Genomic DNA, 22,016 nt, shown 5'->3' with positions numbered 1-22,016 from the left:
ACAATACTCCTAGTAATAATGGCCTAACAAGACCTGTACTAGTAAGTATTTAGGATGGGAGAGCAAAGAGGCTTGTTATCTCTTCTGCCGCATAGCGGCTTCGTTCAACAAACGACTATGGCGTCAATAACTTATTTTTACCTGTATTCTCATCCCACATGACGCCATCTCTTAGCATCGAATTGAGGATGACTACCATCTTTCGGACGCATGCGATAATAGCCACTTTCTTGGGCTTGCCTTGCCCAAGTAGTCGCTGATATGTGGCTTTAAACACAGGGTTACACTGCATAGCCGACATCATTGCCATATAGAGTACAGTTCGTACTTGTGCTCGTCCGCCTTGGATGACCCGCTTACCTTTGTAGGCTCCACTTTCTTTGGTCATGGGGGCAACCCCGATGAGTGAAGCTGCTTGTTTACTCGTGATATAGCCTAACTCAGGCATATTACTGATTATAGACGCAGCTGCTATTTTTCCGATCCCAGGCATGCTCTGCAATATGATGTTTTTACTTTGATACTCGGTACATTCTTCAATTAACTTTTGAATTTTTAACTCGATTTTTGTTATCTGGTTCTTTAGAGCTGTAAGAATCGGTTTAATGGTAGAAACGAGTGTTTTCGATAAGATTTGATGGCGATTTTTTTCCATGGTCTGCATGGTGAGAAGTTGATTTCTTCGAGTAACTAAATCACTCATTAATCTTATTTTTTCAGTTTTAGCTCAGTGAATTTAGGCTTGATGGCTTCCGCATAGTGAGCGATAAGTTCGGCGTCTAATCGGTCATTTTTGGCTCGTCGACCTATAGCGCCTGCAAATCGTTTAACGTGCATAGGGTTAGCGATAACAAAGGGGAGCTTTGCTTCTGAACAGGCTAGAATGAATGGCATTTCCAATCGGCCAGTGGCTTCAACTACAATGCGCTGAGGCTTGTGAATTTTTATCTTATTGATTGCATCTCTAATACCTTTTGTGTCATTAGCAACAGTGAAAAAGATATCAAGGGGGCGGATAAATATATCAAGTTGTGATTTACCGATATCAACTCCGACATTGATGTTTTGCATGTGATGACTATTCATAATAAGCGTTCTCTTTATTGCGAAATACGGGTTCTAGACCCAGTCGACTATTCGAGATTAGTGCTTGGAGTTCTATCTGATGCTCACGTTTGTTATCGGTCTCTCAATAGAGGAGCCATAAGGATATCGAGCTATCAAATAGAAGGCTTAAGTTGCAGCAAAAGCTTGGGTCTCACTTTACCCAAATTACTTAGTTATTATCCATACAATAGGGATAGGCCGTGCGCATCCTTATCCCAAAAGTTGAACAAAGCTGAGGCTTATTAAGACTCTTTATTAAACAAATATAGTAGATCGAGTTCTGATTAATGTGTTGTTTCTGAGGAGCAACCTTGATCGTTTCAATGTTCCTTCACCCTTGTAGATAATAAAATAATTATCACTATATCGATTAGTTACCAGTTATCGCCCTCTTCTTTAGTTAATCCCTCAGTTCTTTTACAAACAGCCTTATACTTCACACCGCTAGACTGAGAGCATTGCCGTCGGCAAGACGTGTTGTAACTCCAGATACAGAACTTAACCATAGCTAAAGTACTAAACTGCGTGGTCTTACTTTAGCTGTATTGCCCTCTGTTTGAGAGATAGGCAAAACTAACGTGGCCGTCAATATCGCTGATAATGTTGTTATCGGGTAACAATTAGTGACCGTAATATGTGCAAGATCACGGCCATTTATTATCCCTAATGTAGCCATACTGAACATAGGTTTACCGAAGCGCTCAAGTGAACCCGTTACCCTTTTTCCTTCATGGCTTGCATGCTAAACTCAAGCACACTTTTATGCATTTTGAATTGACACTATCCTATGAAACAGTTGCTCGACTTTCTGCCTCTGGTTATCTTTTTTGCCGTCTACAAATTTTTTGATATTTACGTTGCCAGTGGCGCATTGATTGCCGCCACCGCATTGCAGCTTATCATTAGCTACATGCTGTATAAAAAACTGGAGAAGATGCACCTCATTACCTTTGCAATGGTTACGGTGTTTGGCTCGCTAACCTTGATTTTACATGATGACTCATTCATTAAGTGGAAAGTCACTATTGTCTACGCACTGTTTGCTATCGCGTTAGTTGTCAGTCAATTTATGAATAAACCCATTTTAAAAAGCATGCTGGGCAAAGAGTTAATTGTTGCTGACAAGATATGGGCCCATGTGACTTGGTATTGGGTACTGTTTTTTGTGGCATGCTCTCTCGTTAACATCTACGTTGCCTTTAGCCTATCGCAAGAAACTTGGGTAAACTTTAAGGTATTTGGCCTAACCGCTTTGACACTGATTAATACGGTACTCACTGTATTATATCTCTTTAAAAACATGTCTGAAGAAGATCGTAAGGAACTTAAATAATGTGGTATATGATTTCATCGCAAGATGTTGAAAATAGCTTAGAAAAACGCTTATCTGTTCGTACAGACCATTTAGCGCGCCTGCAGCTTTTAGCTGATGAAGGCAAGTTACTCATCGCTGGGCCTCACCCCGCTATCGACAGTGAAAACCCAGGCGAAGCAGGTTTCACTGGTTCATTAGTCGTTGCTGATTTTCCGTCACTTGAAGATGCACAATGCTGGGCTGATGCCGACCCTTATATCGCCGCGGGTGTATATGAAAGCGTTATTGTAAAACCTTATAAGTTAGTGTTGCCGTAAACAAAAGGAACTCAAAAGTGAAGATAGTTTCATTTAATATCAATGGATTGCGAGCAAGACTGCATCAACTGCAAGCCTTAATCGATAGCCACCAGCCTGACGTCATCGGTTTACAAGAAACCAAAGTGCATGACGAAGCTTTCCCACTTGCTGATGTAGAAGCAATGGGATACAAGGTGCATTACCATGGTGGCAAAGCACACTATGGTGTGGCCATGTTGTCGAAGGCTGAGCCATTAAAGCTTCAAAAAGGCTTCCCAACCGATGAAGACGACGCGCAGCGCCGTATGATCATGGGGACCTTTATGCAAGAAAATGGCCGTCCGCTTACCGTGCTAAATGGCTATTTCCCTCAAGGTGAAAACATTAGCCATGAGACAAAATATCCTGCCAAACGTAAGTTTTACAAAGACTTAATGGTATATTTAAATGAGTATCACACTGCTGATGAAGATATTGCCATCATTGGCGATATCAATATCTCGCCTGTCGATTTAGATATCGGTATTGGTGATCCTAACGCCAAGCGCTGGTTAAGAACAGGTAAGTGTAGTTTTCAACTTGAAGAGCGTGAGTGGCTTAAAACATTGATGGACTGGGGCTTAGTGGATACGTTCCGCGAGCTACACCCAACGCGCACAGAGCGATATTCTTGGTTTGACTACCGCAGCAAAGGGTTTGTCGATAATCGTGGCCTGCGCATTGATGTTGTCTTAGCGACCAAATCACTTGCACTGCGTCTGGTTGAATCTGATATTGATTACGACTTACGTGCTATTGAAAAGCCATCAGATCACGCGCCGATCTGGAGCACCTTTAGCTAGGGGCTGTTGATCTTTCGAGCTTAGTTTTTGTTCGATTCTTTACCGTAAGGAATAATGATTTTAGTACTAGGCTTGAGCGATGATTTAGCAGTCTAAGTGAAAGCTCGTAACGCCTTCTAGTCATAAAAGACTAAAAGTATTGAAACGAACCCTAAGGGCCGCGCTTCTTGGCTATTTTTACGGTGTTGTAGGCTATTTGTGGAGAATGACTAAACGACATAGCCTCCGCCTTGTCAAAATAGCCAATAAACGGCGGCAAAAACAACCGTGAAAGATCTACAGCCCCTAATCTAAACGGTGGCTTCAAACAAAAATGCCAGCAATGATTGCTGGCATTTTTATTAGCTGATTTTTCTTTATGCTGCAACTCAGTTAAACATCGTCGCAGCTGGCCTACGTAAACGTTAGCTGGCTTTAACTAACGTATATTGGCTTAGCAGCTGATCTAAGTCTTTTGAGGCATCATTTAAATCTGTTGCAAGTCCGATTGAATGTTCAGTGGTTTGCTTAATGGTTTCGGCTTGGCCTCGAATATCGTCGAGTTGCGAGGCGATCTCCCGAGATGCAACACTTTGCTCTTCGGATGATGCGGCTATTTGTGCGCTCATATCGAATACCGTACTGATAGATAATGCCATGTTATCGACATCATTACTCACTGACACGATAGCCTCACGGCCTTTACTGGCTTGCGATACGATATCGCCGGTAATGTTGCTCAGTTTATGTGTACCCGTCTGTAAACCTTCAATCATAGATTGAATTTCAACAGTCGCTTGTTGTGTTCGGCTTGCTAACGTTCTCACTTCATCTGCGACCACGGCAAAGCCTCTGCCCTGCTCGCCCGCTCTGGCCGCTTCAATTGCTGCGTTAAGCGCTAACAGATTAGTCTGTTCTGAAATACCGTTAATGGTGGTAACGACTGCACCAATCTGTGTTGCAGCATAGGAAAGGTCTTCAACTGAAGCGGACGCTTCTGAAATTTTCCCCGTTAATATACCAATGCTTGCTACCGCCTCAGCAAGTTGAACTTTGCTGTTTGCCGCCTGAGATGAGTTAATTTCAGTTTGCTCTGATGTGCTAGATGCATTTTGCGATACCTCTTCAACCGCTGCGGTCATCTGAGACATTGCCACTGCGACAGTATCAAGAAATTGATGCTGTGCATTCGTTAACAGCTCATTTTGACCTGCTTGTTGATGGAATTCACTCGCCGCTTGTGAAAGCGTTTGTGCGTTGAGTGCAATCGCAGACACCATTTCACTCATGTTATCTGCGCTACGGTCAATTTCACGGGCGATTAAGCTGAAATCATCTTGACCAAAAAAGTTAAGTCTAAAACTAAGATCGCCATCAGCGAGTCTTTTTATTGCTTGGTACATATCCCACAAGCCGCCACCCAGCGAAGTTGATACCCAATAACTCACAAGATATAACGGCAGTAGACCTAAAAGAGCCAACCAAAGCATGTTATTCGTATTGGACAAAGCTGGCTGTTCCCAACGACTCACATTAACCGTGTAGTTAATGAACTCACCGTCAACGGGCGCACTTACGCTAAGGTTATCGTTTGAGCGGTTCGCTTCAGAAATAAAACCGATACTCAATCCGTTTTCGCTGGCAAAATCAGTTAACGACTGCCCGGTAAGAGATTGGGTCATCGCCATATTGGCATAAGCCTCAACCGTGGCTTGGGCGCGCGCCATTGAAGCGGTTTCAATCTGTTGTTTGCTATTAAAGTAGTTTGCTCCGGCCACCATTGCAGTGATGAGCGTAACCATCGTGCAGATAGACCAGAATTTTCCATTTAGACTGAGCTTGATTAATACCGCATCGACTGTTCGAAAATTAATTTGCTTCATCGTAAAATTCCCATGGACCTTATCTTTGACCCTTTATAATGCGTTGATAGACTCACTTGCCCAGTACAGCACAGTGTTGAGTTGCTCGCTATATTCAATGTTGAATTATGACTCTTTTGCTGTATTTTCAGCAAATATTGTTTGTAGTTTTTGAGTCAAGCCGATTAGCTGAGTCGTCAATAGACTCATACTGTAGCCCAGCATCGCGCCCACCAGTAAAGGGGGTAATATTGCCGCGACGTCGCCACCCATTGCAAAGGTGATACAACAACCGATAAATGCACCGGGTATAAAGGCGAGCTTTTGATAACTTGCTTGTAAACACATGGCAGCCGTTGCTATGCCCGTGAAGGTATAGCCCATGACCGGAGAGACAAAAAAACTGCTGCCAGAAATGATAAGCCAACCCCAAAAGACACCAGAGACATTTGTCGCCATCGCCATCAGCATGCCTTTTACACCTATTTCTTTTTGTGCAAAAAAAGTGCTGCAACCCAGAAAACCTATCCAGGTGACAAGTTGAAATACATCAGCAAAACCAGCCCATACGCCTGCTAATAATCCTGCTGATATTGCTATTTGCCAACGATGCTCCATAAAGCCCTCTCTATAACGCGATATACACTTTTACCATGTCGATACACAGTATCTAATATCAAGGTCGCTAAATTACCATCTTTTGTAGGTTAATAAACACGATCTACGACAAAAAAGCGCTAACAAAGTCGAACCTAGTGCACAAAACAACCGAAAACGTAACAAATATACAATATTCTGACTTACAACTAACCCAATAGGAGTATAAAGCCAGTGACAATAAGCACCTCAGCAACCGAGTTATTTAATACAGAACTGCTTTACGCTGATCTAGCTGCGTTCGTCAGGCACAAAAAAAAACATCTACAAACGAGATGTTTTATTCAACGGTGGATCACTCGTAAACCATCAAGCTTTTTTCTTGTTCCTACGTGATGCGGTTTGCACGCCATTGATCATTTTCCCTAACGCCTTATCTTTAGCTCTTTTCTCCGCCAGTGTCGCACCATTCAATGCCTGCTCACGCATCAGTTTACGATAGCTCGTCAATCGACGTTCTGTCACTATGCCATCATGTAGGGCGGCTTGAACCGCACAACCAGGCTCACTTTCATGGTTGCAATCGCTAAATCGGCACTGCTGTGCTAATGCGATGATTTCACTGAATGTATCACTAACACCTTGTTCGCAATGGCTAAGCTGTAGCTCTCGCATACCCGGGGTATCCATCAGCAATCCGCCTTGAGGTAACCACTTCAGCGCTCTTGAGGTTGTGGTGTGACGCCCTTTACTGTCAACTTCGCGGACAGCACGGGTTAGCTGTGCATCAAAACCCATTAAGCCATTAACTAATGTCGACTTTCCCACACCCGATGAACCTAAGAACGCAATCGTTTTGCCGGCTTGGCAATAACTCGATAACCCTTTTAGCTCCTCACTCTCAAGTGCATTAACCGTATGAACCATCATCAAAGGATCTAGCTGTTGCACTTGCTGACGCTTGTCATCCACATCACCACACTGATCCGCCTTTGTTAATACCACCACCGGGTCCACCAGCGCTTCTTTCGCTAGTGCTAGGTAACGTTCAATTCGGCTCAGATTGAAATCATGATTGAGAGAACAGACAATCATGACACTATCAAGGTTTGCAGCAATGAGCTGAGTCGCCACTTTCGAGCCCGGCGCCTTACGTTGGAACAAAGATTGGCGTTCTAAATGACGATGTAATCGCTGTGAGTCATCAAACAACGTCCAATCACCAACGCATAGACGCTCAGCCTGCGCAGAGAAGGTTAACCTCACGAGTCCTTGCTCACTCATCACCACAACGTGGCTCCTATGCTGCTCGACCACACGACCAATACTGAACAGCGTTAACTCTTCTAGGCTAAGTTGTTGCTGAAAAAACGGCCGCCAGCCGAGTTGGGTTAATGTCATTGTTTGGTTTTCCATGGTCTGTCTCCGTTCACGCCTTGCTCGTTGCTGCAGTCATCATGTATATGATTACAGCCTGTGACGTTACCTTTAGCTTCAGTGCTAAAACACCAATATTAGCCATTGTTCCCACTGATTGATTGAACAAAAACGACAGATTACCGCCGCCTAGAATATGACTCAATCTAACCGCATAAAAAATGACATAAAAAAAGTGCCATTGAGGCACTTTTAATGTTGCGTTGTCTTCTTAAGACCCTCCAGCTTGCGGATACAAGATGTTTAGATATTAAGTGACTTATTAACCGGTAAGTCTCTAATGCGCTTGCCCGTTGCGGCAAAGATAGCATTAGTCAACGCCGGTGCGACAGGGGGAACACCAGGCTCACCGACGCCTGCAGGCGGCGCATCCGAGCGTACAATAGTGACTTCTATCTCCGGACATTGGCTAATGCGCAGCAATGGATAATCATGAAAGTTCGATTGCTGAACTTTACCCTCTTTAAAGCTAATCTCGCCCATCATCGCTAAGCTAAGACCAAACATCACCGCGCCTTCTGTTTGCGACTCCACCCGATCGGGGTTAACAATTAATCCAGCATCAATGGCTGCAATAGACTTCAACACCGTTAAATTCTGGCTGCTATCCACTTCGACTAAAATCGCCACGGCAACATAACTGGTAAAACTTCGATGAACCGCAAACCCCCAGCCCTGACCCGCTTTGACGGCTGGCTGTTTATTGAGTGCTTGTTCAACAATATCAATTACATTGAGGTAGCGTCCGACATCAACAGGGTGGCGCGATAACTCTTCACCATAATTACCATATTTAAAACCTTGGTCGGCAAAATCGACTTTTCGAGATTTGCCTAACAAGGCTTGCCACATCTTGGGACAGGACACCCCAGCATTGTTAGCGAGCTCATCAACGAAGCTACCAATACCAAAAGCATGTTGGATATTACACACCGAACGCATCCAACCGATCCGTGTATGAGCCTCTGCTTTCACAGCTTCACAGCGATAACTTTCAACGGCTAGGGGCACATCAACAAAGCCGAGATCCAACTCGCCCGCCGACGGATAGTCGACGCCTTCAGCAAAGGTTGAACTAATCGATGGGAAAGCCGAGCGCTGTAACATCGCCTCGGGCATCTTATTGTCATTGAGTTTGGCTTGATAAAACTGAGCACTAATGGCGTGAAGGTAGCCATTTTGGATCTCATCTTCTCTGCTCCAGCTGACTTTGACGGGTCGTTGCAGCTTTTGTGACAGTAGCGCCGCTTCAACACTAAAGTCGGGTTTAGATTTACGACCGAATCCACCGCCAAGCAGAGTCACATTGACCTTGACCTGCTCCTCTTTCATCCCAAGACTTGCGGCGACAGTCTGTACTGTACTTTGAGGTGTCTGAGTCGATGCCCACACTTCACAGCCCGTTTCGGTGACTGAAGCTGTTGCCACTGGCGGCTCCATAGGTGCGTGCGCTAAATAAGGCACAGTGTATAGTGCATTGATCGTCGACTGTTCCGGCCAATCTCTGGTTTCTTTGCCTTGCTGCCGCGCGAGTTTACCCGGCAGTTTGACACGCTCTGACAAGGTCTTTAAGTACTCGGTGGTATCGTGGCTGTCGTTCGCTGACGCAGTCCAAGTGATTAAAAGTGCTTTTCTGCCTTGCTGTGCACTCCAACTGTTGCTTGCTATCACTGCAACGCCGCCTAATGCCTGAAAGGCAGGGGCACCTTTTGGCACCTTCAAACGGATCACATCAACCACACCAGCCACCTTGCGTGCTAGGCTATCGTCGAGTGTGGCAATGTCACTGCCCAGCACTGGAGGGCGGGTGATACTGGCGTAGAGCATCCCCTCCATCTGCACGTCGTAACCATATTTGGCTTTACCGTCGATCATGTCTTGCATATCAACAATGGTGTGCGATTGACCAATATGCTTAAAGTCTTTGCTGTCTTTTAGCGTTACCGCTTCCTTTGCTGGCATGGGCTGTGTTGATGCCGCGATGGCCAGTTCACCATAACTCAGTTTACGGCCAGAGCTAAGGTGATGCACTTGATGGTCTTTGGCGCTAACCTCTGCAACAGGCACTTTCCACATCTGGGCAGCAGCTTGCTCAAGCATGGTACGCGCCATCGCGCCCATCTGCCTCATTGCGTCATAGTGCTTGCGAATACTGCGTGAACCATCGGTATTTTGGCTGCCATAACGTTTGTCTGCTAAGCCCTGTACGACAACAACATGTTGCCAATCAGCTTCCAGTTCATCGGCCAATATCTGTGGGATCCCTGTGCGGATCCCCTGCCCCATCTCTGAGCGATGACAAGTTAAATAAACTTTGTTGTCTTCCCCTATCGCAATAAACAAGTTTAACCTTGCCTCTTTGTCTTGTGCTAGTGCCATCGGGCTCCAGCTCAGTCCGCTGGCGCCTAACGCTAAACCCCCTCCTGTAGCACCAAAGAGCTTAAGCACGTCGCGGCGACTGAAATTTTGTACTGCGGTAAAGGTACTCATGATGATGCTCCTTTATTGGAAACACCCTTTTTTGACACACTATGAATAGCAGATTTGATGCGGGTATATGTGCCGCAGCGGCAAATATTGCCTGACATAGCAGATTCGATTTCAGCATCGGTGGGAGCGGCATTTTCAGCTAGCAACGCAGCGGCAGACATTAACTGTCCGGACTGGCAATAGCCACATTGTGGTACATTATGATCGCTCCAGGCTTGCTTAAGCTCTTCCGCAGCCAAACCTTCTATCGTTGTCACCTGTTTCCCTTGTGCTTGGGCCACACTGGTTAAACAAGCGCGAGCCGGTTTGCCATCAATATGGACAGTACAGGCGCCGCATAAGCCTGCGCCGCAACCGTATTTGGTGCCTGTCATACCGAGCATATCTCTAATGGCCCATAGAATGGGCATTTTAGGGTCGGTATCAAGGGCAAAACTCTTGCCATTGATACTGAGTGTCAGTTTCTCATCATTCATTACTCGCTCCTCATCTTTCGCTCTAATAGCCTCAATCACAGCGAAAGATTGATAGCTTCTAGGGGCTGTTTGTTTATAGGTGTTAACTGAGTTGCTGTTTTATCGCTTGCTGCCAAACAACAACATCTTCTCTTTGATCGATATCGACGGCGATCCCAGGCACTTCAACAATAGTCAATTCATCTTGGGAAGCGAGCTGTTTCAGTAAAGGTTTAGCGCCTTTATCGCCCGTAAGTCGCTGCAATTGATTGAATAGATCAACATTGAAAATAGCAGGAACGCCAATGCTGTGTTGATAGCAAGCACAGCAGGTTTTTCTCTCTAATAGCCAACGCTTAATGATAAGTCTGTAAGCGTCTTGATCCACGCCAATATGATCGGCGAGCGTCACCATCAACGCATCAGCGTTTAGCTGTTTTGCCGTTGTGACTGCGGTTTTTATTGAACTGGATAATCCTCGCTGCCATTGAGAATTGGTAATGACACGCACACCTGCGGGTATCAGAGCCATTAACGCTTGATGAGCGCCAAGCACGACAACAACTTCACAATGCAGAGAGGTTGATTCGAGTTGCTTAGCAACAGCTTGAAGTTTATCAAGGCTATGAAGTAATAGCGGCTGACGTTTCACTTGGCCTATCGTATTAATGACATCAATAGGTTCTGCGAGCTTGATCCCTTCAAAACGGCTACTGGCGCCAGCGGCAAGTAACGCAATAACCAATTTATGAGTGGTATTTATGTCATTAATTAAGGCGTTGTTGTTCGCAGCACCTTTACTTACCTTGCGCACAAGTTCTGTCACGTCATCACCTTATCTAGCGAGACTTGGTGAGCCTTATGCAGTACCCCGTGGCATTGGGCTAAAATACTTAGCGCAATGGACTCAGGTAATTCGCCTCCCAGTGCAAGACCCGCAGGGGCTGAAAATACCCCACTGAAATCATTTGCCGACACCCCCGCAATTGCCAGCACCTTTTCTCTACGATGTGGCGGCCCTAATAAAGCGATATAGCAGATTTGAGTCTGACTCAAACGCAATATAGCGTTAGCGTCTAATGTGAGGTTGTGCTGCATGACAACTGCCGCATCGAATCGATTCATTATGTCATTGGTTAATTTGGCAGGCGTTTGTTTGATGATTGTTGATGACGGAAAGTCATGATGACGGGCATAACTGGTGCGTTCGTCTATCACAGTGACTTGCCAACCTAGCTGATTTGCAATATTAGCCAAAGGTTGAGCGTCTAAGCCGCCACCGAATATGGCAATATGAAAACGTGGACGACAAGGGATCACTAATCGATGCTCTTGCTGCATAGCGCGGTGACCCGTTTGATCCAGTGTGAAAATGGCTGGCTTTTGCACATCACTTGGGGGGTAATGGCTTTCAGATGGATTAACGACCGTCGCGACAAATAGGTCCGACGCCGTCCCTTCGTCAGGGAGTACTAACTCGTATAAACATGGGATCCCCGCTTGCAGATTTTCAGCAAGGCGATGCAGTTGTAAGTAGTGGTTTTTAGAGGTTAACGGAAAAAGCATAAGCTCAATGATGCCGCCGCACCCCAACTGATAAGTGGTATCTGACTCATCGGTCGCATCGTATACCAGCTTTATTGCAGTATCATATTGAATGGCCCGCTGGGCATGCCTTTTAAGATCCCCTTCTAAACATCCACCACTGACTAAGCCAATGCTTTTGCCTAATGGGTGAAATAACATCATCGCGCCCGCTTTACGATAGGCTGAACCTTGAACCTTAGTCACCACTGCTAACACCCATCCATCGTGGGATGTTAACTGCCATTCGCTCAGTAGATCTTCAATATGATTCGACATAATTCCGTGTCTCCCATTGAGTGTGATACTCAATCTAGTGATTCAAACTAATCAACTTATTTGGCAATTGAAAGCCGCAAACCGTTACAAAAGGTGTTTTATCGTAAGGTAAATATAAGCGGGTCTTGTACATTGTTCAAATAACCGAGGTTCAACGCCTTTGTTGATGGTTTTTTTATTTCCGTTTTTTAACAAATCGATTACTATTAGCGGAATAGCCACACCTTATTGGAAGTCAAAATTGCATGGTCGCAAATAGTCAGAACAAGGGATTTACGTTAATTGAACTCGTGGTCGTCATCATCGTTCTCGGTATTCTAGCCGTTATTGCGGTGTCACAGTTTATCGATTTTAGACGAGATGCCGAAGTTAGCCGAGTTAAGGCTATCGCAGGGGCCTACCAACAGGCAATCACTTTTAGCCACACCCGTTGGCAAATATTGGGAAATAATAGCTCACTTAATGATTTGCCAAACTACGCGGGCGGCAAGCTAGATATGAATACGTTAGGTTTTCCATTGGGGATTGGTAAAGGCAACCCTATGGGGCAACCAACCAACATTGGTCAAGGCGAACAGGGCTGTGTTGATCTGTGGGAAACATTACTTGAAGATCCCGGCAGCGTATCTTTATCAAGCGTCGATAATGGCAGTGATTTTCAAGCTTATCGCCACCAAGCTGATACCAATCCAACCGGACAGACCCAATGCAGCTATGTATTACGCACGCTTAACGATGTTGCGGGGCGTAAAACAGCAGATATTAAGATTGTGTACGACTCTGTTGCGGGCACCGTCGTCAGTGTTATAAGTGACAGTTAATCGACATAGAACCTCAAACATTAAAGCCGCCACTGAGTACAATTGTCTCGATGGCGGCTTTAATTATCATCTACAGCAGTTGCCAATATTCCAACATTTATCCATTACAAGATTAAATCGTAATATTAGTGCGTCGATATTAGTGCTTCGAAACTGTTGAAGGCTCAACCCACGCTTGAGTGCCATATAACGGCACCGTCGATAACGCATGCTTGTGACTACCATTGGTCTCTTTTGTCGAGTAAGACAGATAAAGTAACGTCTGATTCTCAGCATCATAAATACGGCGTACTTTTAGCGTTTTAAACAGAATACTTAATGACGCTTTAAACACCACTTCACCATTTTTACTCTTATCGATACTCGCAATATCAGCAGCCGAAATAACACCCGTCTGACGACATGAGATACTCATGTCGGAGGGGTCGGCCAAGCTGAGGTTTGCTTCAATACGACTAATATGGCAGGTAACACCCTCGATTTTAGGATCGGGGCGTGCATCTATGATGATATCTTTAGTGGTAAATAAGCCAAGACTGACTTTGCCAACGTCATCGCCACAGCCTGCCAACGTCACCGCGGCAACAGCGCCAAGCATACTGGCTTTAATTAGTGTTAACTTACTCATTTTATTTCCTTTAACATTGTGTAGAGCCTGAGAAATACAAACAAACCGTTATGCAAAAACTCTTTGCGCCCAACGTGTTAATCCGGCAGTAACACTACCAAAGTGATCACCAACAACAATGGGGATGTCCGGGAATAAGCCTGAAATACGTCGGTAAATAGCCGGACTTCGGGCGGTACCACCGGTGACATAGATTCTATCGGGCTTAACGCCTGATGTGTTCAATGCCTCACGCATTAATGATTCAACTTTGTTTAATGGTATGGTTATCGCTTTTTCAAAATCAGCTTCAGTCACTTTGGCATGTAAGCCAGCATCTATATATTCGAGTTGAGTATCAATACTGTTCTCGCTAGATAAGGCTATCTTACTTTGCTCTGCACTGCGTACTAATTTATAGCCTAACTGCTCTTTCTGCACTTTGAGTAAACGGTTTATCAACTCAGGTTGGCGTGCTTCGCTAACCAGATCTTCGATGAGTTTTTTTGATTTTATGGTGGCGAAATCACGCTGCGCACTAATGTCATTAACTGCAACCGCATTCCAGAAAGGTTTACTTGGCACTGGTAGCTTATTGACCATCAAACTTCCCAAACCAAGATGTGGCATAAATGCAGCCATAGACAGGGCGATATCAAGATCGTTACCGCCGACTCGTTGGCCGCTATGGCCTAAGAAATCGACGCTACGGTCGCGCTTATCGATATGACTCGGCCCCATCTTCACCATCGAGCAGTCAGTCGTACCACCACCAACATCCACGACCAGCACTGTCATGTCTTCATCTAAAGAAGCTTCATAGTCCATACCCGCTGCCAGGGGTTCAAACAGAAAATCAACATCAATAAATCCGGCGCGTTTTGCCGCAAGCGATAAAATCGCCTCAGCTTGCTGGTTGCTTTGCTCGCCGCCAACGCCTTGAAAATTCACTGGTCGGCCAATAACCGCATGGGTGATCTTACTGCCAGTGGCGACCATGCTTTTTTCTGCTGCGCCTTTAATATGCATCATCATTAATGTGACAATATCTTCAAAAAGCGCAATTTGATTATCTCTTAAGCCTGTTGCACCCAAAAATGACTTTGGAGAGCGAACATAAAACCCTTCATCAGGCATCTCAAAATAGGCTTCTACCGCTGCATCGCCGACAAACACCGCTTGCTCATTAGGTAACAGATCCAGTTCACGGCGAGCATGCGCTGCTCGGCTTAACTGTGCAGAGCGAAGTCGGGTGTATTCGGCCTTCTGAGGCTCAGGTAATTGTCTTAACACGGCATCCGCAATCAACTCTCTGTCCATTGCGTATAGAGTAGACGTGAGATATTTCGATTCACCAGACAAAGGCACCAAGTCCACCTGCCCGTTATCCATAATACCAATCGCACAATTGGCACTACCGTAATCAAATCCTACAAACATTCGCCTATACCTACCTATTACCCATAAAAAAGCCGTGAAAAATAGCACAGTTAATAAGATGCAAAAAGCGTTATTTTTAAAAAATATCAGTAACGACGATTTCTATTCACTTGTGACAATAACTTGAGAAATGTAAAGAAAAACTGAGCAGCAAGTTCACCCCATTTTGTTTACGGATATCCATCAGCATTTTTAAATTCAAATGGGAGTCTATTTCAGTCAATTGAGTAAAAATCGACTAAACTTAAATCATATGCCGACACTGGGACTCGACTAGATAAACAACTAAGGTCTTATTATGTATGGCTGGAAGCTAGCCTTATCCGTAACCTTTATCTCATTGCTTTGCATGGGCGTGCAAAGTGCGGAAAAAAATAGTCTTGCCTCAGAAATCCCCGTAATTAGCATCAAAGGTCCAATAGGGCCAGCAGTAAGCGAACACCTTACCGCTGAAATTAACGTCGCAAACAGTCAAAACACTTCACCACTCATTATTATTACTTTGGACACCCCTGGCGGATTGGTCTCTAGCCTTCGCGATATCAATCAAACTATTTTGGCCTCCAATATTCCTGTTGCATGTTTGGTTTACCCTAAAGGTGCCAGAGCCGCTAGTGCTGGCACTTATATTCTATATGCATGCCATGTCGCTGCTATGGCAAAGGCAACAACGATAGGCGCGGCTACGCCAGTTCAAATAGGCCCCAGTGCTCCGAGCCCCGAAAAACGCGCTCCAGCGGATAAAAGTGAAGAAGATAAACCGAGTAATACCACTGCTTCTGCAATGGAGAAAAAAGTGCTTAATGATGCTATTGCCTACATACGTTCGTTAGCTCAACTAAGAGGACGAAACGAAAAATGGGCAGAGCTTGCGGTGAAAGAGGCTGCAACGTTAACGGCGAGTGAGGCTTTGAAAATCAATGTCATCGATTTGATTGCCGAGTCACCAACACAACTCATTACCCGTCTTGATGGAACCATCATCACTTTTGGCGAAAAACAAATCACCCTAAAGCTAAAAGGTGCCGTTTTAGTGGATAAACAGCCAAGTTGGCAAAATCAGTTTATAGCCACAATCACTAATCCCAACATTGCCTATATTTTAATGATCATCGGCGTCTACGGTTTACTGTTAGAGTTTTACAGTCCTGGCGTTGGGCTAGCGGGCGTGACCGGTGCCATTTCACTCATTATTGCTCTTTATGCATTCCAAATGTTGCCCTTGAGCTATGCGGGGTTAGCACTCTTGCTTCTTGGTATTGTGTTACTGATAACAGAATCGATGCTGCCTAGCTTTGGGATATTTGGCCTAGGTGGTATTACCGCATTTGTGGTTGGATCGATATTTCTCTTTGATACCGCACAACCCCAATTTCAAGTATCGCGTGTTCTTATCGCCAGTGTTTCCGTATTGAGTATATTGTTTTTTTTATTCGCCCTAGGCTTTATTTGGCGGGCTAGAAAGAACCCTGTGGTGACGGGGCCGGAAGCGATTATCGGCGCAAACGCAACGGTAATTTATGATTTTGAAGGCCAAGGTTTTGTCAATTTGAATGGTGAACGTTGGAATGCAATCAGTCCCATAAAACTCAGTAAAGGTCAGGCCGTAACGGTTATAGAAATTAACGGCCTGTCGCTACTCGTATCGCTCGTTGAAGCTAAGGAGGCCTCTAATGGAGTACGCAATCAATAACGGCGCAGTATTCGGTGCGGTAATGATCTTTGTCATTATCTCGTTGCTTATTAGTACATTCAGGATTTTGAGAGAATATGAACGGGGTGTCGTTTTTCTATTAGGACGCTTCCAACTCGTAAAGGGACCAGGACTTATCATCGTCATTCCATTTATTCAACAGATGGTAAGAGTCGATCTAAGAACCGTTGTTATGGATGTGCCTAGCCAAGATGTAATCAGCAGAGATAATGTATCAGTAAGGGTCAATGCAGTGCTGTACTTTCGGGTGATTGATTCTCAAAAAGCCATTATCAATGTCGAAGACTTCTTACAAGCAACCTCACAACTGGCACAGACCACTTTACGCTCGGTATTAGGGCAGCATGAACTTGATGAAATGTTAGCCAATCGCGAGATGCTCAATGCCGATATACAAGTGATCCTTGACGGTAGAACTGATGATTGGGGTATAAAAGTATCCAACGTCGAGATAAAACATGTTGATCTTAATGAGACCATGGTGAGAGCCATCGCTCGCCAAGCGGAAGCGGAAAGAACGCGTCGTGCTAAGGTCATCCATGCTTCGGGGGAAATGGAGGCATCGAGCAAACTCGTCGAAGCCGCGACCACACTTGCCACTGAACCGAATGCCATTTTATTGAGATATTTACAAACCTTAACTGAAATAGCCAGTGAGAAAAATTCGACAATTTTATTCCCATTGCCGATGGACCTGCTCAATGGTGTAATGAATACTGATGAGAAGTCAGCTGGTCTAGCAAAAAGAAAAACCGAACCCTCGAATAATAATGGCGAGTAAAAACTAAAAAAGGCAGCCTAGGCTGCCTTTCGTTTAACTGGAGTGCTCGTTATAGATTTTTTTCATTTTGAGCTTTTTTAAGCTGCTCTTTCTTAGCTCTACGAGACTCAATTACCTGGCTCACATCGCTACCGATATGTGCTTCACCACGCTGTTTTGATAATTGCACCTGACGCTCGCGTTCTAAAAAACGTTCACGTTGCTTATCGGTCACGGTGTCGATGCAATGAGGGCAGCTAACACCTTGCTCAAACTGTGCTGACGCTTGCTCTTCTACGGTGATAGGCATACGGCAAGCATTACATTGATCATACTGACCTTTTTCTAGATCATGGTTAACAGCGACGCGATTATCAAACACAAAGCACTCACCTTCCCACAAGCTTTCTTCCTGCTTAACCTCTTCAAGGTATTTCAAAATACCACCTTCAAGATGGTAAACATCATCAAAACCCTGCTCTTTTAAGTAAGCAGTCGATTTTTCGCAGCGAATACCACCAGTACAAAACATGGCTACTTTTTTATGCTTAGCAGGGTCAAGGTTTTGTTTAACGTATTCAGGGAATTCTCTAAACGTGGTTGTTTGTGGGTCGAGCGCATTTTTAAAGGTACCAATTTGGACTTCGTAGTCATTACGGGTGTCGACCAAAAGCACTTCAGGATCAGAAATCAGGGCGTTCCAATCTTTAGGCTTAACATAAGTACCCACCACTTTGTTAGGGTCAATACCTTCGACACCCATGGTCACGATCTCTTTTTTTAGCTTAACTTTAGTGCGATAAAAAGGCATATCGTCATCAAAAGACAGTTTATGCACGATGTTGTCTAACCCGGGTTGTGTCGATAACCATGCGAGCAGAGCATCAATTGCAGCTTGAGAGCCAGCAACCGTGCCGTTGATACCTTCGTTTGCCAGTAACAATGTGCCTTTAACACCCGACTCTTCCATCACACTGAGTAATGGCTTTTGGATGCTTTCAAACTCAGGAAGTGACACAAACTTATACATGGCACAGACAACAACTTTTGACATACAAACCTCTTATTACTGCTCGCTGAAGCTTAATCTTCAGTGCATTTAGTACTGCAGTGGCAAAATGTGAGCCACTACGCAAAATTAAGCGCGAAGTCTACCTGAATCACATCAGAACAAACAGGTACAAAAAGTAAGGTTAATCGCGTTTGTCTTGATTAGTCGTCTTATTTTTTTACGCTAAGCATCCGCTTAAAACCGAATATTGATTGTTATTTCACGTAAGTCAGTTAAAAATAGCACCCTAGTTTTTATTCAAATAATAATATTATGACCTTACCCACATTGTATTCATTTCGACGCTGCCCTTACGCTATTCGGGCTAGACTCGGTCTATATCTCGCAAAATCCCCTGTTAGCTTGCGTGAAATTGTATTAAAATATAAACCAGAGGCGATGCTTTTGGCGTCTCCTAAAGGCACCGTTCCAGTATTAATTTTACAAAATGGCGAAGTGATTGAAGAGAGCTTTGAGATCATGTGTTGGGCACTGGCGCAAAATGATCCCAACGATCTACTGCTAACAGCAACGAGCAACAAGCAAGAAGCGGCTAAAGCACTGATTGATTATAATGATCAGGTTTTTAAATCGTGGCTAGATAAATACAAATATGCCGACCGCCACCCCGAATACAGTGAGCAGTATTATCGTGAGCAAGGTGAAGTGTTTATCGCCCAGCTGGAAAACCTGTTAAGCAAACACCCTCAGCTTTTACGGGCGACACCCTGTATTGCAGACTACGCCATCTACCCTTTTATTAGGCAATTTGCTCATGTCGACAAAGCTTGGTTCGAGCAATCAGCGTATAAAAATGTTCAACTATGGTTAGCGAACCATCTTCAAAGTGATGAATTTATAACCGTAATGCAGAAGTTTCCGACTTGGCTCGAAAGTGAAAAAGCGTTTGTTTTTGGTCAGTAACAGCATAAGGGAATAGGAAGACTTGCGGTTCAATAATTGCCGTGACAGCTGTTTGCCTGTTTAAACCAACCCACAAGCAGAGAGCTTGCGCGACACCATGCACTCTGCGGGTTAATTTGAGTTGTTCACATCTGTTGGTCGACTCTGACGTAGCCTTTAAGATAAACCACTCTAACGTCATCATTGACGTTAAATATCATCCCTTGGTCTAAGTCTTGGATCACCATAACTTGTTCACCAGTGTCTAAGGTAATCATCATTTCAACTAACTTAAGCTCTTGATAGTATGAACTATCACCATAACGATTACCGATGCCAGCACCTAAAAGTGCGCCCAAAACTGTCGCGACATCTTGGCCTGAACCACCACCGAATTGATGCCCTACAACACCACCAATTAGCGCCCCCCCAAATGTCTTCCAACCAGTATTGCGATCTTCAACCAGCTGTTTCTCGGTAATATTCCTTACCGAAACCACTTGACCAAATTCAACTTTTTCAACTGCAACAGCCTGATTACGATCATAAGGCGCAGCGCTTAGTTGGGGTATACTAAATAATAAACTGATAACCGTAAAAACAATAAGATAAGGTTTCAACATATGCATTTTTCCGCTAACTTAAAGGTATGTACATTGCCTAATTTTACTCAATTGTGAACTCACTGTCCTATTTAAATCAAGATCAACAAGATTTTCCACCAGCAGAGCAAGCGCTAAGCGACCCTAATGGGCTACTCGCGGTTGGTGGAGATCTGCAACCTGAAAGGCTGCTAAATGCTTACTACAATGGGATTTTTCCTTGGTTTAATCAAGATGATCCCATTTTGTGGTGGTCTCCCGATCCGCGCGCGGTTTTTGTACCAGGGAATTTAAAAATAAGCCGTAGCTTATTGAAATATTTAAAAAAACAACAGTGGACCTATAGCATTAACAAACAGTTCACCGCTGTCATTCAAGCTTGCGCAGCCCCTAGAGCCAAACAAGACGAAACCTGGATTTCAAATGATATTCAGCAGGCTTATCTTAAGTTGCATCATCAAGGCCATGCTCACTCAATTGAGGTGTGGGAAGATGGCACCCTCATTGGAGGCCTTTATGGTCTGGCTATTGGGCAAGTTTTTTGCGGCGAATCGATGTTCCACCTTCGTACTAATGCCTCTAAAGCTGCTATGATCTTATTACAGCAACACCTAATACGGTGTGGCTTTAAACTAATTGATGCACAAGTGGTTAACCCACACTTGGACAGCTTGGGCGCAAAATCAATAACGCGAAAAGATTTTCTCGCGCTCCTTAAGCACCTAAGAGACGGCAACGTTAACCCAAACAGCTGGTTAACTGCAGAGGTACCGATTGAACTCTAACTCTAAATCTAGACCTGTCACGGTTGGAAAAACCAAAACCTTTCCTTGTAGCTACCTAGAGGAGCAACAAGAGCAGCTCTTGGTATTACAAGAGGATATCATTGATGCGGGATTGTTTGAGCAGCTACTGGCGTTAGGTTTTCGTCGCAGCAGCAGTATGATCTATAAACCACAATGCCCTCACTGCAGTGCATGTTTACCCATTAGACTTGAAATCGATGAATTCAAATTATCAAAAAGACAAAAGCGCACCTTAAAGAATAATCAAGATTTAAGCTGGAAAATTGTCGACCATAAAACAGATGAGCAATATGCCTTATATGAGCGTTATGTTAATACACGCCATTTAGACGGTCCTATGTACCCTGCCACACCAGAGCAATACGATAGCTTCGCCACCGCAAGTTGGACTCAACCGGTGTTTATAGAGCTCTCTATCGCTGACAAACTTATTGGTGTTGCTGTCACGGATGTGCTGCCGAACAGTTTATCTGCCATTTATAGCTATTTTGATCCAAATGAGCATAAACGATCTTTAGGAAGTCTGTTAATATTACTGCAAACCAAGATAGCCAAAATGATGCAGAAACAGTTTTTATATTTAGGCTATCAAATTGATGATTCTAGAAAGATGAATTACAAACGAGACTACCGTCCCCACCAAATTCTCACGCATTCTGGTTGGGTTACAGAGATTAAGATCAAAAACATAAACATTTAAGCAATAACGGCTCTACAGCTGTGGTTCACTCAACCTTTCCTTTACAGTGACGTGAATTTACGGCATGATATGCCCGTTTTTAATATTTGAAGGCTAACAGGATAACTGATTAATGGCGAAAGAAGACAACATTGAAATGCAAGGCACAATCCTTGAAACCTTGCCAAATACAATGTTTCGTGTAGAACTTGAAAATGGTCATGTCGTAACGGCACACATTTCAGGAAAAATGCGTAAAAACTATATCCGTATTCTTACGGGTGACAAGGTAACGGTTCAGCTGACCCCTTACGATTTGAGCAAAGGACGCATCGTCTTCCGTTCACGCTAAGTTATTATTAGCCTATAACGTATCTAAAAAAAGCC

21 protein-coding genes and 1 pseudogene are annotated in these 22,016 nt (G+C 44.3%); 10 read left to right on the top strand and 12 right to left on the bottom strand.

The annotated features are described in order from the left end of the window. Window positions 1–115 precede the first annotated feature (115 nt). A pseudogene (locus tag L2729_RS20105) lies at window positions 116–1,086 on the bottom strand (IS110 family RNA-guided transposase). An 808-nt stretch (window positions 1,087–1,894) separates the two neighbouring features. Here L2729_RS20105 and L2729_RS20100 point away from each other — a divergent pair. Genes L2729_RS20100 through xthA form a run of 3 tightly spaced genes read left to right on the top strand, consistent with a single transcriptional unit; the run spans window position 1,895 to window position 3,563 of the window. Then, window positions 1,895–2,440: a septation protein A gene (locus L2729_RS20100; protein ID WP_248989858.1), complete on the top strand. Its 546-nt coding sequence runs from the start codon at window positions 1,895–1,897 to the stop codon at window positions 2,438–2,440. Then, a complete protein-coding gene (locus tag L2729_RS20095; RefSeq protein WP_248989857.1) occupies window positions 2,440–2,739 on the top strand; it encodes a YciI family protein in 300 nt (99 codons plus the stop codon). Before L2729_RS20100 ends, L2729_RS20095 begins: the two co-directional genes overlap by 1 nt. A gap of 17 nt (window positions 2,740–2,756) precedes the next feature. Beyond that, on the top strand, window positions 2,757–3,563 hold the full coding sequence (gene xthA / locus L2729_RS20090) for an exodeoxyribonuclease III (RefSeq protein ID WP_248989856.1): 807 nt from the start codon (window positions 2,757–2,759) through the stop codon (window positions 3,561–3,563). A 404-nt stretch (window positions 3,564–3,967) separates the two neighbouring features. On the opposite strand, the gene L2729_RS20085 is transcribed toward xthA, so the two are convergent. The 7 genes from L2729_RS20085 to L2729_RS20055 all read right to left on the bottom strand — a co-directional run bounded on the left by L2729_RS20085 (window position 3,968) and on the right by L2729_RS20055 (window position 12,246). Further along, a complete protein-coding gene (locus tag L2729_RS20085; protein WP_248989855.1) occupies window positions 3,968–5,425 on the bottom strand; it encodes a methyl-accepting chemotaxis protein in 1,458 nt (485 codons plus the stop codon). A gap of 105 nt (window positions 5,426–5,530) precedes the next feature. Further along, window positions 5,531–6,022 (bottom strand): DUF1097 domain-containing protein, encoded by a 492-nt coding sequence (locus L2729_RS20080; protein WP_248989854.1) that lies wholly within the window; start codon window positions 6,020–6,022, stop codon window positions 5,531–5,533. A gap of 348 nt (window positions 6,023–6,370) precedes the next feature. After that, window positions 6,371–7,417: a ribosome small subunit-dependent GTPase A gene (gene rsgA, locus L2729_RS20075; RefSeq protein ID WP_248989853.1), complete on the bottom strand. Its 1,047-nt coding sequence runs from the start codon at window positions 7,415–7,417 to the stop codon at window positions 6,371–6,373. A 264-nt stretch (window positions 7,418–7,681) separates the two neighbouring features. Then, the gene (locus tag L2729_RS20070; protein WP_248989852.1) at window positions 7,682–9,928 is read right to left on the bottom strand and encodes a xanthine dehydrogenase family protein molybdopterin-binding subunit; all 2,247 of its coding nucleotides are present in this window, start codon (window positions 9,926–9,928) and stop codon (window positions 7,682–7,684) included. Next, the gene (locus tag L2729_RS20065; protein WP_248989851.1) at window positions 9,925–10,404 is read right to left on the bottom strand and encodes a (2Fe-2S)-binding protein; all 480 of its coding nucleotides are present in this window, start codon (window positions 10,402–10,404) and stop codon (window positions 9,925–9,927) included. The genes L2729_RS20070 and L2729_RS20065 overlap by 4 nt, the downstream gene beginning before the upstream one ends. 82 nt (window positions 10,405–10,486) lie before the next feature. Next, complete coding sequence (locus tag L2729_RS20060) at window positions 10,487–11,209, bottom strand: nucleotidyltransferase family protein (protein WP_248989850.1); 723 nt, start codon at window positions 11,207–11,209, stop codon at window positions 10,487–10,489. Continuing rightward, complete coding sequence (locus L2729_RS20055; RefSeq protein WP_248989849.1) at window positions 11,206–12,246, bottom strand: XdhC family protein; 1,041 nt, start codon at window positions 12,244–12,246, stop codon at window positions 11,206–11,208. The genes L2729_RS20060 and L2729_RS20055 overlap by 4 nt, the downstream gene beginning before the upstream one ends. Before the next feature lie 245 nt (window positions 12,247–12,491). Here L2729_RS20055 and L2729_RS20050 point away from each other — a divergent pair, with 245 nt between their 5' ends. Continuing rightward, complete coding sequence (locus tag L2729_RS20050) at window positions 12,492–13,067, top strand: type IV pilin protein (RefSeq protein WP_248989848.1); 576 nt, start codon at window positions 12,492–12,494, stop codon at window positions 13,065–13,067. 139 nt (window positions 13,068–13,206) lie between these two features. Here L2729_RS20050 and L2729_RS20045 read toward each other — a convergent pair whose 3' ends face one another. Continuing rightward, window positions 13,207–13,695 carry a CreA family protein gene (locus tag L2729_RS20045; protein ID WP_248989847.1) on the bottom strand — a complete coding sequence of 163 codons (489 nt, stop codon included), beginning with the start codon at window positions 13,693–13,695 and terminating at the stop codon, window positions 13,207–13,209. A 48-nt stretch (window positions 13,696–13,743) separates the two neighbouring features. After that, on the bottom strand, window positions 13,744–15,114 hold the full coding sequence (gene yegD / locus L2729_RS20040; RefSeq protein WP_248989846.1) for a molecular chaperone: 1,371 nt from the start codon (window positions 15,112–15,114) through the stop codon (window positions 13,744–13,746). A 298-nt stretch (window positions 15,115–15,412) separates the two neighbouring features. On the opposite strand from yegD, the gene L2729_RS20035 reads away from it, so the two are divergent. Next, entirely contained in the window at window positions 15,413–16,807 is a 1,395-nt protein-coding gene (locus tag L2729_RS20035) for an NfeD family protein (RefSeq protein ID WP_428848268.1), read from the top strand. A 22-nt stretch (window positions 16,808–16,829) separates the two neighbouring features. Further along, window positions 16,830–17,609, top strand: a complete 780-nt coding sequence (locus L2729_RS20030; protein ID WP_428848269.1) for a slipin family protein — start codon at window positions 16,830–16,832, stop codon at window positions 17,607–17,609. 49 nt (window positions 17,610–17,658) lie between these two features. On the opposite strand, the gene trhO is transcribed toward L2729_RS20030, so the two are convergent. After that, window positions 17,659–18,642 (bottom strand): oxygen-dependent tRNA uridine(34) hydroxylase TrhO, encoded by a 984-nt coding sequence (gene trhO, locus L2729_RS20025; RefSeq protein ID WP_248989844.1) that lies wholly within the window; start codon window positions 18,640–18,642, stop codon window positions 17,659–17,661. 270 nt (window positions 18,643–18,912) lie between these two features. Between trhO and L2729_RS20020 the strand changes: the two genes are divergently transcribed. Then, complete coding sequence (locus L2729_RS20020) at window positions 18,913–19,563, top strand: glutathione S-transferase (RefSeq protein WP_248989843.1); 651 nt, start codon at window positions 18,913–18,915, stop codon at window positions 19,561–19,563. Window positions 19,564–19,688: 125 nt separating this feature from the next. On the opposite strand, the gene L2729_RS20015 is transcribed toward L2729_RS20020, so the two are convergent. Then, complete coding sequence (locus L2729_RS20015) at window positions 19,689–20,165, bottom strand: outer membrane lipoprotein (protein WP_248989842.1); 477 nt, start codon at window positions 20,163–20,165, stop codon at window positions 19,689–19,691. 53 nt (window positions 20,166–20,218) lie between these two features. Between L2729_RS20015 and aat the strand changes: the two genes are divergently transcribed. The 3 genes from aat (at window position 20,219) to infA (ending at window position 21,981) form a co-directional block, all read left to right on the top strand. Continuing rightward, window positions 20,219–20,929 carry a leucyl/phenylalanyl-tRNA--protein transferase gene (gene aat / locus L2729_RS20010; RefSeq protein ID WP_248989841.1) on the top strand — a complete coding sequence of 237 codons (711 nt, stop codon included), beginning with the start codon at window positions 20,219–20,221 and terminating at the stop codon, window positions 20,927–20,929. Further along, on the top strand, window positions 20,919–21,650 hold the full coding sequence (locus L2729_RS20005; RefSeq protein ID WP_248989840.1) for an arginyltransferase: 732 nt from the start codon (window positions 20,919–20,921) through the stop codon (window positions 21,648–21,650). Before aat ends, L2729_RS20005 begins: the two co-directional genes overlap by 11 nt. A gap of 112 nt (window positions 21,651–21,762) precedes the next feature. After that, complete coding sequence (gene infA / locus L2729_RS20000; RefSeq protein WP_005500725.1) at window positions 21,763–21,981, top strand: translation initiation factor IF-1; 219 nt, start codon at window positions 21,763–21,765, stop codon at window positions 21,979–21,981. Window positions 21,982–22,016 lie beyond the last annotated feature (35 nt).

Source organism: Shewanella gelidimarina (assembly GCF_023283945.1).
GTDB lineage: Bacteria > Pseudomonadota > Gammaproteobacteria > Enterobacterales > Shewanellaceae > Shewanella > Shewanella gelidimarina.
Note: the sequence above shows the minus strand (reverse complement) of the source record. Positions and strands in the feature narration are given on the sequence as shown.

Excerpts from the sequence above, each read along its gene's own strand:
- L2729_RS20100 (WP_248989858.1), top strand. The coding sequence starts at position 1,895 with ATGAAACAGTTGCTCGACTTTCTGCCTCTGGTTATCTTTTTTGCCGTC.
- L2729_RS20095 (WP_248989857.1), top strand. The coding sequence starts at position 2,440 with ATGTGGTATATGATTTCATCGCAAGATGTTGAAAATAGCTTAGAAAAA.
- L2729_RS20085 (WP_248989855.1), bottom strand. The coding sequence starts at position 5,425 with ATGAAGCAAATTAATTTTCGAACAGTCGATGCGGTATTAATCAAGCTC.
- L2729_RS20080 (WP_248989854.1), bottom strand. The coding sequence starts at position 6,022 with ATGGAGCATCGTTGGCAAATAGCAATATCAGCAGGATTATTAGCAGGC.
- rsgA (WP_248989853.1), bottom strand. The coding sequence starts at position 7,417 with ATGGAAAACCAAACAATGACATTAACCCAACTCGGCTGGCGGCCGTTT.
- L2729_RS20070 (WP_248989852.1), bottom strand. The coding sequence starts at position 9,928 with ATGAGTACCTTTACCGCAGTACAAAATTTCAGTCGCCGCGACGTGCTT.
- L2729_RS20065 (WP_248989851.1), bottom strand. The coding sequence starts at position 10,404 with ATGAATGATGAGAAACTGACACTCAGTATCAATGGCAAGAGTTTTGCC.
- L2729_RS20055 (WP_248989849.1), bottom strand. The coding sequence starts at position 12,246 with ATGTCGAATCATATTGAAGATCTACTGAGCGAATGGCAGTTAACATCC.
- L2729_RS20050 (WP_248989848.1), top strand. The coding sequence starts at position 12,492 with ATGGTCGCAAATAGTCAGAACAAGGGATTTACGTTAATTGAACTCGTG.
- L2729_RS20045 (WP_248989847.1), bottom strand. The coding sequence starts at position 13,695 with ATGAGTAAGTTAACACTAATTAAAGCCAGTATGCTTGGCGCTGTTGCC.
- yegD (WP_248989846.1), bottom strand. The coding sequence starts at position 15,114 with ATGTTTGTAGGATTTGATTACGGTAGTGCCAATTGTGCGATTGGTATT.
- L2729_RS20035 (WP_428848268.1), top strand. The coding sequence starts at position 15,413 with ATGTATGGCTGGAAGCTAGCCTTATCCGTAACCTTTATCTCATTGCTT.
- L2729_RS20030 (WP_428848269.1), top strand. The coding sequence starts at position 16,830 with ATGATCTTTGTCATTATCTCGTTGCTTATTAGTACATTCAGGATTTTG.
- trhO (WP_248989844.1), bottom strand. The coding sequence starts at position 18,642 with ATGTCAAAAGTTGTTGTCTGTGCCATGTATAAGTTTGTGTCACTTCCT.
- L2729_RS20020 (WP_248989843.1), top strand. The coding sequence starts at position 18,913 with ATGACCTTACCCACATTGTATTCATTTCGACGCTGCCCTTACGCTATT.
- L2729_RS20015 (WP_248989842.1), bottom strand. The coding sequence starts at position 20,165 with ATGTTGAAACCTTATCTTATTGTTTTTACGGTTATCAGTTTATTATTT.
- infA (WP_005500725.1), top strand. The coding sequence starts at position 21,763 with ATGGCGAAAGAAGACAACATTGAAATGCAAGGCACAATCCTTGAAACC.